General features: G+C 74.6%; 10 protein-coding genes. 5 read left to right on the top strand and 5 right to left on the bottom strand.

Translation table 11 applies throughout. The annotated features are described in order from the left end of the window. Window positions 1-119 precede the first annotated feature (119 nt). The 4 genes from AC162C_RS04045 to AC162C_RS04030 are packed head-to-tail and all read left to right on the top strand — an operon-like array spanning window position 120 to window position 5,090. Complete coding sequence (locus tag AC162C_RS04045) at window positions 120-1,478, top strand: hypothetical protein (RefSeq protein WP_484096426.1); 1,359 nt, start codon at window positions 120-122, stop codon at window positions 1,476-1,478. 29 nt (window positions 1,479-1,507) lie between these two features. Continuing rightward, window positions 1,508-1,969, top strand: a complete 462-nt coding sequence (locus tag AC162C_RS04040) for a (2Fe-2S)-binding protein (protein WP_484096425.1) — start codon at window positions 1,508-1,510, stop codon at window positions 1,967-1,969. Next, window positions 1,969-4,218 carry a xanthine dehydrogenase family protein molybdopterin-binding subunit gene (locus AC162C_RS04035; protein WP_484096424.1) on the top strand — a complete coding sequence of 750 codons (2,250 nt, stop codon included), beginning with the start codon at window positions 1,969-1,971 and terminating at the stop codon, window positions 4,216-4,218. Before AC162C_RS04040 ends, AC162C_RS04035 begins: the two co-directional genes overlap by 1 nt. Beyond that, window positions 4,215-5,090, top strand: coding sequence for an FAD binding domain-containing protein (locus AC162C_RS04030; protein WP_484096423.1), 876 nt, complete (start codon window positions 4,215-4,217; stop codon window positions 5,088-5,090). Before AC162C_RS04035 ends, AC162C_RS04030 begins: the two co-directional genes overlap by 4 nt. 24 nt (window positions 5,091-5,114) lie before the next feature. Here the strand turns inward: AC162C_RS04030 and AC162C_RS04025 are convergent, their stop codons facing one another. The 4 genes from AC162C_RS04025 to AC162C_RS04010 all read right to left on the bottom strand — a co-directional run bounded on the left by AC162C_RS04025 (window position 5,115) and on the right by AC162C_RS04010 (window position 8,747). After that, window positions 5,115-6,215 (bottom strand): NAD(P)/FAD-dependent oxidoreductase, encoded by a 1,101-nt coding sequence (locus AC162C_RS04025; protein WP_484096428.1) that lies wholly within the window; start codon window positions 6,213-6,215, stop codon window positions 5,115-5,117. Window positions 6,216-6,268: 53 nt separating this feature from the next. Next, on the bottom strand, window positions 6,269-7,207 hold the full coding sequence (locus tag AC162C_RS04020; RefSeq protein ID WP_484096422.1) for a proline dehydrogenase family protein: 939 nt from the start codon (window positions 7,205-7,207) through the stop codon (window positions 6,269-6,271). 86 nt (window positions 7,208-7,293) lie between these two features. Next, the gene (locus AC162C_RS04015; RefSeq protein WP_484096421.1) at window positions 7,294-8,199 is read right to left on the bottom strand and encodes a sugar kinase; all 906 of its coding nucleotides are present in this window, start codon (window positions 8,197-8,199) and stop codon (window positions 7,294-7,296) included. Window positions 8,200-8,201: 2 nt separating this feature from the next. Next, complete coding sequence (locus tag AC162C_RS04010; RefSeq protein ID WP_484096420.1) at window positions 8,202-8,747, bottom strand: YqgE/AlgH family protein; 546 nt, start codon at window positions 8,745-8,747, stop codon at window positions 8,202-8,204. A gap of 57 nt (window positions 8,748-8,804) precedes the next feature. Between AC162C_RS04010 and AC162C_RS04005 the strand changes: the two genes are divergently transcribed. Continuing rightward, window positions 8,805-9,818, top strand: coding sequence for an NADP-dependent oxidoreductase (locus AC162C_RS04005; protein WP_484096419.1), 1,014 nt, complete (start codon window positions 8,805-8,807; stop codon window positions 9,816-9,818). Between the two features lie 24 nt (window positions 9,819-9,842). Here the strand turns inward: AC162C_RS04005 and AC162C_RS04000 are convergent, their stop codons facing one another. Beyond that, window positions 9,843-11,360, bottom strand: coding sequence for a DUF4389 domain-containing protein (locus tag AC162C_RS04000; RefSeq protein ID WP_484096418.1), 1,518 nt, complete (start codon window positions 11,358-11,360; stop codon window positions 9,843-9,845). Between the last annotated feature and the right edge of the window lie 8 nt (window positions 11,361-11,368).

Genomic DNA, 11,368 nt, shown 5'->3' with positions numbered 1-11,368 from the left:
GGCAAGCTCGGCCTGTTCGAGCGCTGAGCGCAGCGGCGCCCGCCGGCACGGGGGCGGACGTGCACGCCGTGCGTGCGGGTCGTATGGTTGGTCTCGCACCCGCCACAGGAGGAGCTCCGATGATCCGCCGCCCCGTCGTGCTCGCCGCCGTCTCCCTCCTCGCCGCCGTCTCGGCGCTCGCCGCCCAGGCCGGCCCTCCCGGGACGTGGACGCGCGTCACGGATCCGAGCGGGAGGAACATCGACCAGGTCGGGCTCGCGCGGACCGGCAACGGTGTGCTCCACGTCTTCTGGCAGCGGCGCGTCGGGGCGACCTCGTCGGCGATCAGGCACACGCCGATCACGCCCGCGGGCAGGGTCGGAGCTTCGAGCGCGGTGCTCCCGCCGCTGCGCGTCGCGCGCGACCCGGACGCCGTCGTGCTGCCCGACGGACGTCTTCGCGTGTTCTTCCCCGGCCTCGGCGACACGGTCGACGAGGGCGGCGTGATCGCGGCGACCGGGTCCGCGGCGGGCACGGGCTGGGCCCGGGAGGGCGCACGCGTCTCGTCGGCGTCGAGGTCGGTCGACTCGGTGGGCGCCGCCGTGGCGGCGACCGGCGACACGGTGTTCGCGTACACGGGCTCGTTCGTCGTCGCGTTCCACGTCGGGCTCGAGGCGGGCGCCGTCGACACCCCCGTCCAGCCCGACAAGCAGTGCTGCGACTACCAGGTCGGCGTCGCAACCGACGCGACGTCGGGGCAGACCTGGCTCGCGTACTTCTCGAACGCGAAAGGGCGCACGGGGACGTGGGCACAGCAGGTGCTGCCGACCGTCGGCCGCCGCGTCCTCGTCCCCGGCTCCGCGACACGGGGTCAGGCGCTCGGCGTCGACCAGCGCGTGGCGATCACCGCCCGTCTCGGCGCACCGGGCGTGTACGTCGCCGTGTGCCAGGGATACCCCGTCTGCACGAAGGCGGTGCTGTGGAGGGCAGGCGGCAGAGCGCTCGTCGCCGGGAAGGGCAAGGACGTCGAGGACGTCCATGCGTCGCCGGGCCCCGAGGGGCGCATCTGGGTCGCCTGGCACGACGGCAGGACGAAGCAGGTCGTCGCCGTGCGGACGAACAAGGCGGCGACGCGGGTCGGCCCGGTCGTGGTCGTGAAGCCGCCGCCCCGCGCCTCGCAGCTGTGGAAGCTGGCGGGCGACGGGTCGCTCGGCCCGCTCGACCTGCTCGTGTCCGCGACCACCGGGTCGTCGCTCGCGACGTGGCACACGCAGGTCCTGCCCCCGCTCACGATCACGGTGAAGAAGGGCAAGCCGGCCGCGACGGTGGCGGTCACGGACGCCGGCGACCCCGTGCAGGGCGCCAAGGTGTCGGTGGCCGGGAAGACCCTGACCACGTCCGCCGCGGGCGTCGTCAAGGTCGCACTGCCGTCCGTGAAGGTCACGGTCACGGCGACGAAGCCCGGCTACGCGCCGGCGAAGGTGTCGGTCTCCGGCTGACCGCGGCACCCGGCCGGTAGGCTCGCGGCGTGCGGATCGCGCTCGACGTCAACGGGGAGCGCCACGCGCTCGACGTCGACCCGACGGTGCGGCTCGTCGACGTCCTGCGCGACGAGCTCGGGCTCACCGGGACGAAGGTCGGGTGCGCGGAGGGGGCGTGCGGTGCCTGCGCGGTCCTGCTCGAAGGGCGCCCTGCGGCGTCGTGCCTGCTCCTCGCGGCACAGGTCGACGGTCGGCCCCTGACGACGATCGAGGGCCTCTCCCGCGACGGCCCGACCGCGCTCCAGGAGGCGTTCGTGGCAGAGGACGCACTGCAGTGCGGCTACTGCACGCCGGGGCAGGTCGTCGCGGCCACCGCGCTGCTCGAGGTCGTGCCGCGGCCCGGCGTCGAGGAGATCCGGGCGGCGCTCTCGGGCACCCTCTGCCGCTGTGGGGCGTACCCGAAGATCGAGCGCGCGGTGCTCCGCGCGTCCGGGCAGGCGGCCGACTGATGCCCCGTTTCGTCCGCACGCAGCGCGAGATGGAGGGGCGCTTCGAGGACGTGTTCGTCCTCGTCGACGAGGACGACCCCACGGAGCCGTGGCCGGCCGGTGCCGAGCTCCGGCACGTCGGCCGTCCGGCGCCCCGCCAGGACGGCCTCGCGCGTGTCACCGGCGCCGCCGAGTACACCGTGGACGTGCAGCTCGCCGGGATGCTGCACGCCCTGGTGCTCCGGTCGCCGGTCGCCCACGGACGGCTGGCGGGCCTCGACGTCGCCGCAGCCCGGGCGCTGCCCGGTGTGCGGGCCGTGATCGGCCCGGACGCCGAGGTCGGCTTCGGCGGATCGCGGCTCCTGTCCGCCGAGCCGGCGTACGTCGGCCAGCCGGTCGCCGTCCTCGCCGCCGACACGGCGGCGCAGGCGGAGGCCGCGGTCGCCGCTCTCGCGCCCGTCTTCGAGCCACTCGGGCACGTCGTCGACCTCGAGGAGGCGCTTCGCGAGCAACGGTTCACGGAGGAGCCGGACGAGGTCGCCCGCGGGGACGTGGACGCGGGGTGGGCCGAGGCCGACGCGGTCGTCGAGCTCGAGATCGAGACCCCGGCGCAGCTGCAGACGCCGCTCGAGCCCCACGCCGCGGTCGTGCGCTGGGAGGGTGGAGAGCTCACGGCGTGGATCTCGACCCAGGGCATGTTCGACGCGCGCGCCGACCTCGCGCGCCGCTTCGGCCTCCCGAAGGAGCAGGTGCGCGTGATCACGCGGTTCGTCGGCGGCGGCTTCGGCGCGAAGCAGGGCGCCGGCACGGAGGCGATCCTCGCGGCGGAGCTCGCGCGCGTCACCGGCCGTCCGGTGAGGCTCGTCAACGACCGCCACGCCGAGCAGCTCGACGGGGGCCGCCGCGCGGCGACGCGGCAGACGGTCAAGCTCGGCGCGCGGAGCGACGGGTCGCTCGTCGCCGTCGAGTCCGCCGCGGTCGTCTCGATGGGGCAGGGAGGCTGGATCTTCCCGGTGAACGAGCCGGCGCTCACGCTGTACGCCGTCGCCAACGCGCAGGCGATGGTGTTCCCGCTGAAGACGAACCTGCGTGCGCAGAATGCGTTCCGGGCCCCCGGGGTCACCGAGGGCACGGCCGCCTTCGAGCAGGCGATCGACGAGCTCGCCCTCGTGCTCGGCCTCGACCCGCTCGAGCTCCGGCGGCGCAACCACGTCGACCACGACCAGCGCAGCGGCCTGCCCTACTCCGGCAAGAACCTCCTCGCCTGCTACGAGCGCGCCGCGGCGCTCGCGGGCTGGTCGCAGCGCGACGAGCTGCGCGCGCCGCAGCCCGACGGGCTGCTGCGGGGGATGGGCTGCGCGACGCAGATCTGGTGGGGGGGAGGCGGCCCGCCGGCGCACGCGACGGTGCGCCTCGACGCGGCCGGCCACGCGATCGTCACCACCGGGATCCAGGACATCGGCACGGGGACGCTGACGACGGCGCAGATCGTCGCCGCCGAGGAGCTCGGGCTGCCGCTCGACCGCGTCCGCGTGCTCGGCGGCGACACCGGGCCGAACCTCTACGGGCCGGTCTCCGGCGGGTCGATGACGACGCCCGCGGTGATGCCGGCCGTGCGTTCCGCCGCCGGCAAGGTGCGGCGCACGCTGCTCGGCCTCGCGGCCGACGTCTACGAGATCTCGGCCGCCGACCTCGCCGTCGCCGACGGTCGTATCCGGTCGCATGACGGCGGGCTCGACGTCGACGTCGTCGAGATCACGGAGAAGCTGGGCAACGCGACGATCGACGGCTCGGGCTCCCGCGGCCCGAACCCGGACGACGCGCGCGTGCACACGTTCGGCTGCCAGATCGCCCAGGTGGCGGTCGACGCGGCGGTGGGGGAGGTCCGCGTCGAGCGCGTCGTCGCCGTCCACGACGTGGGGCGCATCGTCAACCCGCTCGGCGCGTCGAGCCAGGCCGAGGGCGGGATCCTGCAGGGAATGGCCTTCGCGCTCAGCGAGGAGCTCGTCGTCGACCCGAACACGGGCATCCCGGTCAACGCGACGCTCGACGACTACAAGGTGCCGACGATCGCCGACGTGCCCGAGATGGTCCTCGAGTTCGTCGACGTCCCGGACGACGCGATGTCGACCGTGGGGGCGAAGGGCCTCGGCGAGCCGCCGATCATCCCGACGGCGGCCGCGATCGCGAACGCGTTCGCCCATGCGACCGGCCGGCGCTGCCGCGCGCTGCCGCTGACCAGGGCCCGTGTCCTCGAGGCGCTGCGGTGACGGCGTACGCGCGCCCGTCCTCGGTCGACGAGGCCCTCGCGCTCCTCGCGCAGGACGGTGCCGTGCCGCTCGGCGGCGGAACCGACCTCGCGGGGCAGGTCGACCGGGGGCTCCGCCGTCCGGACGTGCTGGTCGACCTCCAGGCCGCCGGCCTCGACGCGATCGTCGATCGTGACGAGGGGGTGGAGATCGGAGCCGCCGTCACGCTCGCCGAGCTGCTCGACGCGCCCGTGCTCTCCCCGTACGAGGCCCTGGTCACCGCGGCCTCCGCGGCCGCGTCGCCGCTCCTGCGCACGGTCGGCACGGTCGGCGGGAACCTGTGTCAGCACACGCGCTGCTGGTACTACCGCAGCCCCGAGCTCACCTGCTGGCTCGGCGGCGGCGACACCTGCTACGCACAGCTCGGCGACCACCGGAAGCACAATCTCGAGCCCGGCGACTGCATCTCGGCGCACCCGTCGGATCTCGCGCCCGCGCTCGCCGCTTGCGGCGCCACCGTCGTCGTGCGCTCGCCCGACGGGGAGCGGGTGCTCCCGGTGCTCGACCTGTACCGGCGGCCGACCGCCGAGAGCCGGTCGCTGCTCGCGCTCGCCGCCGGGGAGCTCGTGACCGCCGTTCGCCTCCCCGCACCCCCCGACGCGTCGGCGTACGTCCGCGCCGGAGAGCGGCAGGCGTTCTCCTTCCCGCTCGTCGCCGTGGCGGCGGCCCGCCGCGGCAACGCGGTGCGCGTCGTGGCGGCCGGGGTCGCGAACGTCCCCAGGGAGCTCGACCCGTCCGATCCGCTCGCCGGGCTCCCCGGCCATCCGCAGACCGGGTGGAAGCGCGACCTGCTCGCCGCGCTCGTCGAGCGCGCCGTCGGCGCCCTCGCCTGACGGGTGCGGCGGCCGCTCTCGCGGTCAGACCACGTTGCGCTCGGGGCGGGAGCCGCCGTCGGCGAAGCGCTCGACCGCGAGCGGCGCGACGTCGACGAACGGCTCGCGGCGAAGGACGAGGTCGCGGAGGATCTCCCCGATTGCGGGGCCCTGGAGGAAGCCGTGCCCCGAGAACCCGGTCGCGTACAGGAAGCGGGACACCGTGGTCGCCTCGCCGACGAGCGCGTTGTGGTCGGGCGAGACCTCGTAGAAGCCCGCCCATCCGCCCGCCAGCCCGAGGTCGGGGAGCCGCGGGCAGCGGCGCTCGGCGACGTCGAGCACCGCCAGCAGCCAGTCCGGGTCGGCGGGCGCGTCGAAGCCGGGCGCCTGCGAGCGGTCGGCCATCCCGAAGAGGAGCCCCGGGCCCTCGCGGTGGAAGTAGAAGCCCGTCGAGAAGTCGATCGTCATCGGGATTCGCTCGGGGAGGTCGGGGACGGGAGCCGTGTAGTGGATCTCGCGGAGCACCGGGTCGACCGGGAGCTCGACGCCGGCCATGGCGGCGACCTCGCGCGACCACGGGCCGGCGCAGCAGACGACCGTCCCCGACTCGATCTCACCGCGCGGGGTGTGCACCGCGACGATCGCCCCACCGTCGATCTCGATCCCCGTGACCGCGCAGCCGGTCACGATCGCGGCGCCGAGCGAGCGGGCCCCGGCGGCGTAGCCCGCGACCACCGCCTCCGGGCTCGCGTGCCCGTCGAGCGGGCAGAACGCCGCCGCGAGCACGCCGTCGAGCCCCGCGAGCGGCGAGAGCGCGCCCGCCTCCCGGGGGGAGAGCATCCGGCTCGGCACCCCGAGCTCGTTCTGGAGCGCGACGGCGTCCTCGAAGGCCTCGACGTCTTCCGGGCGGTCGAGGAGGAACAGGTAGCCGACCTGGCGCAGGTCGATCTCGCCTCCCGGCCGCTCGCCGAACCGCTCGAACGCGCGGATGCTGCGCAGCGCCAGCTCGATGTTCAGCGGGTCGGAGAACTGCGCCCGGACACCGCCCGCGGCCTTGCTCGTCGACCCGGACGCGAGCGCGTCGCGCTCGAGGAGGAGGACGTCGGCGCCTGCCTCCGCGAGGTGGAAGGCAGCGCTCGTGCCCATCACGCCGCCGCCGACGACGACGACCTCGGCGCGCGACGGCAGGTCGCGACCGCTCACCGGCGGACGGCGTTCCGGAGCACGAAGCCGAGGTTCGCCGGCCGCTCGGCGAGCCGGCGCATCAGGTACGGGAACCAGTCGGGGCCGTACGGGGTCGCGACGAGCACCTTGTAGCCCTCCGCCGCCAGCGCCTGCTGACGCCCGGAGCGGACGCCGTACAGCATCTGGAACTCGAACCGGTCGCGGTCGACTCCCGTCTCGGCGACGCGGCGCTTCGCATGCTCGACGATCGCCTCGTCGTGCGTCGCGACCGCGACGTAGGCGCCGCCCTCGAGTGCGCGCTCGACGAGGCGGAGGAACACGCGGTCGACGTCGGGCTTGTCGGGGAACGCGACCTCCGGCGGCTCGAGGTACGCGCCCTTGACGATGCGCACGTTCGGCCGGAGCGGGAGGAGGCCCTCGAGATCGGCCTCGCTCCGGCGCAGGTACGACTGGAGGACGATGCCGACCGCCGTGTGACCCTGCTCGCGGAGGCGCCGATACGTGTCGAGCGTCACGTCGACGACGGCCGAGTGCTCCATGTCGATCCGGACGAACGTCCCGAGCCGCTCGGCCCGCGCGACCAGCCGTTCGACGTTGCGGGAGGCGAGCTGCTCGTCGACGCCGAGCCCGAGATGGGTGAGCTTGAGCGCGACGTTGGCGCGCAGCCCCTCGCCGACGAGGCGGTCGAGCACCTCCTCGTAGGCGCGTGTGACGGCCTCCGCACCCGCCTCGTCGGGGGTCGACTCACCGAGGAGCGTCGTGTTCGCGTGCAGCCCGGCCTCGTTGAGCCGTCGGAGGACGGCGACGCACTCGTCGAGCGTCTCGCCGGCGACGAAGCGGGCGGCGCCGAGGCGCATGCCGTGACGCTGGACGAGGGCCTGGAGGCGGGCGCTGTCGGCCGCGTGCAGGATCGCGCTGCGGGGGAGCTGCCTGACCGTCGCGGCGATCGGCACGGCGGCAGCCTACCCCGATCGTCCGGTGCTCTCGACCGGGGAGCGGGCGGGGCGGCCGGGACCTGCCGTGCCTTTCGGCCCGGTGGTCAACCGTCGCCGACGACCCGTACGACGTCGGCGCGTGGCGGGTACGAGAGGGCGCAGCCACGTCCCCGGCACGAGAGGCCGGCCGCTGCGACGCCCGTGCGCAGGGCCCGCAGGGGCTCGTCGCCGGCGAGGCGGCCTGCGAGGTAGGCGCCGGCGAGCGCGTCGCCGGCGCCGGCCGCGTCGACCACCTCGACCGGGAGGGCCCGCTGCGCGGTCGTCACCCCGGCGTGGTGGAGCACCGCTCCCTCCGCGCCCTTCGTGACGACGATCTCCGCGACGTCGGCGAGGACGCGCGCGAGGTCCGTCGGCGAGCCCGCCCCGAACACGGCGGCCGCCTCCTCGTCGGAGGCGAACACGACGTCCGCCCGGTGCGCGAGGGCGACCAGCGGCTCGCGGTCGCCGCCGAGCGACGGCCGGTGGTTGACGGCGAGCGAGACGCGTGCGCCTGCGGCCCGCGCCCGCTCGACCGCGTCGAGTGCCGCCGCGGCGGAGGTCTCGGACACGGCGAGCGTGATCCCGCTCACGTGCACGATCCCGAGCCCGACGAAGAACCCGTCGCCGAGGTCGCCCGGCGCGAGGCGTGAGCCCGCGGACGCGGCCCGGTGGTAGTCGAACCGGCCAGGCCCCTCGGCGCCGCGCTCGTTCACGTAGATGCCCGTCGGGCCGCCGGGGTCGACGACGACGTGCCGGATGTCGATCCCCTGCCCGTTCCAGAACGTGAGCAGCCTGCGACCGAGGGCGTCGTCGCCGACCCGCCCGGCGATCCGCACGGCGGCGCCGAGCCGCGACGCCATCACCGCGGTGTTCGCGACGTCCCCGCCGAACCCGAGCGTCACCGCCGGGTCGGGCGGCGACTCGAGCCCGAGCTCGACGAGCCCCTCGCCGACGACGCCGAGCGCGGCCACCGTCAGTTGAGCGCCGGGTCGGGCGGCATCGCGGCGATCACGGCGAACTGGCCGCCCTTGCGGCGCAGGACCGCGCTCCACAGGTCGTCCGGCTCGTCGGTGAACACGTCGTCGACGAGCGCCTGCTCGACGATCCAGGCGGCCTGGGCGAGCTCGTCCTCGAGCTGGCCGGGCCCCCAGCCTGCGTACCCGGCGAACACGCGCGCCCGCGAGAGCGGCCCGAGATCGTCCGCGTCGTCGACCTCCCCGGGGAGGAAGCCGACCGTGCCGAACACGAGGACGCCCGCGCGCTCGGGCTCGGCGAACTCGCCGAGCACCACGACCGCCTCGGGCTGCACCGGGCCGCCGACGTGCACGACGTCCTCCTCGCCCACGATCCCCGCCAGCGCCGGCACCGCCTCGTCCACCGTCGCCGGTGAGGGCCGGTTGAGGACGACCCCCATCGCCCCCTCGTCGCTGTGCTCGCCGACGAGCACGACGGTGCGCCGGAAGTTCGGGTCGACGAGACCGGGTCCGGCGACGAGGAGCGTTCCGCGCAGTGAGTCCACGGACGGATTGTGCCCACGGGGGCGTGCGTCGGTGCCACTTCCCGGGGGTAGGATCCGGTGATGGCGGTCGTCGGCCATGAGGTGAGGCTCGTCGCGCGGCCGCACGGCCTCCCCGGCGAGGACGTGTTCGAGGTCGCCGAGGTGACGGTCCCGAGCCCGGGCGAGGGCGAGGTCCTGATCCGGAACGCCTTCCTCTCGGTCGACCCGTACATGCGTGGCCGGATGAACGACCGACGCTCGTACGTCCCGCCGTTCGCGCTCGGCGAGCCGATGACCGGGGGAGCGGTCGGCCGCGTCGCGGAGAGCCACGACCCCCGGTGGCCGGAGGGCAGCTGGGTGCTCCACCAGCTCGGCTGGCGCGAGTGGGCGCTCTCCGACGGACGCGGCCTGCTGCCGGTCGACCCGTCGGTGGCGCCGGTGTCGACGGCGCTCGGCGTGCTCGGCATGCCCGGCTTCACGGCGTGGTACGGGCTCACCGAGCTCGGCCGGCCGGAGGAGGGGGAGACCGTCTTCGTCTCGGGAGCGGCCGGGGCGGTGGGCAGCGTCGCCGGCCAGGTCGCACGCCTGCTCGGCTGCCGCGTGATCGGGAGCGCCGGGTCGCCCGACAAGGTCGAATGGCTCCGCGAGCTCGGCTTCGACGAGGCGTTCTCGTACCGCGAGCGGCCCGTGCGCGAGTCGCTGCGCGAGCTCGCCCCGGACGGGATCGACGTCTACTTCGACAACGTGGGCGGCGACCAGCTCGAGGCCGCGATCGGCGCGATGCGCCGCAATGGGCGGATCGTCGCCTGCGGTGCGATCTCCCAGTACAACGCCACCGCCCCGCCGTCCGGCCCCCGCAACCTGTTCATGGTCGTCACGAAGCGCCTGACGATGCGCGGCTACATCATCTCCGACCACGTCGACCGGATCGGCGACTTCGTCGCCGCGATGGGGCCCTGGGTCGTGGAGGGGAAGGTGCGCTACCGCGAGACGATCGTCGACGGGATCGAGTCGGCGCCGCAGGCGTTCATCGGCCTGCTCACGGGCGAGAACACGGGGAAGATGCTCGTCCGCGTCGGGCCGTCCGACTGACCCGCGGCCCCGGACGGCGCCGGCTCAGGGGCGCAGCCTGAAGGGCGGGTACTCGTCGCGCAGCAGGGACACGTACGCGAGCACCCGGAAGACCCAGCGGTTGAGCCCGATCACGACCTCGAACATGTCGCGCGGGTAGCGGCCGGCGAAGAGGAGCACGACGGCGGCGAAGAAGACGAGCAGGCCGATCAGGCTCGGCTGCGGCACCCCGACGAAGACCACGACGGGCATGCTCCACGGCTCCCACGGGTCCCACCAGCCCCACGCGTACCACCCGCCGCCGGCGAAGATGGCGACGACGAGGTACTGCGGGATCGCGAGCAGCCACCACTTGACGAGCACGAGGCCCCGTGAGAGCCGCTCGGGGTAGGGGATCTCGAGGCGGGCGGGGTAGTCGGCGTCGCCGAGCGTGAAGGGCGGGTAGCGGTCGGTGCCGAGCGCGTTGTACGCGTAGAAGGCGACCCGCCACGTCCAGCGCAGCACGCCGACGTTGAAGTCGAAGATCGAGCGCGGGTAGCGGCCGGTGAAGAGGATCGCGAAGAACGCGACGATCGTGAGCACCCAGAACGCGATCCAGAGGAACACGAGGACGACGTAGTGCGGGATCGCCAGCAGCCACTTCACGAGCCAGAGCGCGCGTGACAGGTGCTCCTCGTCGAGCTCGCCCTCGAGCGTCACCGGATACCCCTCACGCGGCGGCGCCGCCACGCCCGGCGCCCCGGCGGGCGCACCCGGAGGCGGCGGCGGTGGGTGCGCGCGACCACGGACGCCGAGCCAGATGAGCACGATCGCGAGCACCATGCCGAGACCGCCGGCGATCAGGAGGCCGGCGGCGAGCTCCTCGATGAACCCGACCTTGACACCGACGGAGAGGTCGACGCTGATCCCGTCGCTCCCGTCGGCGTTCATCACGACGATCGCCCACGAGCCCGACGCGACGTCCCAGAGGACGGTCTGCCTGCCGAGCCCCGATGCCTGGGCGACCCAGAAGGCCTGCGTCGTCGGCGGCTCGGGGGCACGCGCGCCCGGGCGCCGCGTGTAGCTGACCTTGAACGGGCCGAACTCGAGGTCTTCGACCTCGTCGTGGGCGACGTTCGCGAGGTAGAGGTCGACGGCGTCCTGTGGGCCGATGCCGATGAAGACGTCGCGCCCCTCGACCGACGTCGCGCGGATGCGGATGTCCGCGATCCCGCCCTCGCCGAAGAGCCAGTCCGGGACGTCCTCCGCGATCGAGAGGCCCTCGGACGTGAGTGCATGGGTCGAGGTGTCGAGCTGCTCGGGCCCCGCGGTGAAGAAGCCCTGGGTGTCGCGCGCCCACTCGTTGAGGGCGAGCAAGCCGCACCCGCCGGCGAGCACCGCCGCCGACACGAGCGCGGCCAGGCTGCCGAAGACGATCAGCAGGATCCGTCCCACGCTCACCCCTCCACGCTCGCACGTCCGGCCGTCCCCGGCGACGGGGTTTGTCCGCACGCCGATCGGGTCTTCCCCGTAGTCGTCGCTGTGCCGTGCGTTCCGGCGCCCGACCCCGCCCGCGATCGGCATGCTGGGCT

This window comes from Gaiella sp. (assembly GCF_057140465.1).
This window is presented reverse-complemented; position numbering and strand designations above follow the sequence as displayed.

Coding starts and splice junctions, on each gene's coding strand:
- AC162C_RS04035 (WP_484096424.1), top strand. CDS start 1,969: ATGCCCCGTTTCGTCCGCACGCAGCGCGAGATGGAGGGGCGCTTCGAG.
- AC162C_RS04000 (WP_484096418.1), bottom strand. CDS start 11,360: ATGCCGATCGCGGGCGGGGTCGGGCGCCGGAACGCACGGCACAGCGAC.
- AC162C_RS04025 (WP_484096428.1), bottom strand. CDS start 6,215: ATGGGCACGAGCGCTGCCTTCCACCTCGCGGAGGCAGGCGCCGACGTC.
- AC162C_RS04045 (WP_484096426.1), top strand. CDS start 120: ATGATCCGCCGCCCCGTCGTGCTCGCCGCCGTCTCCCTCCTCGCCGCC.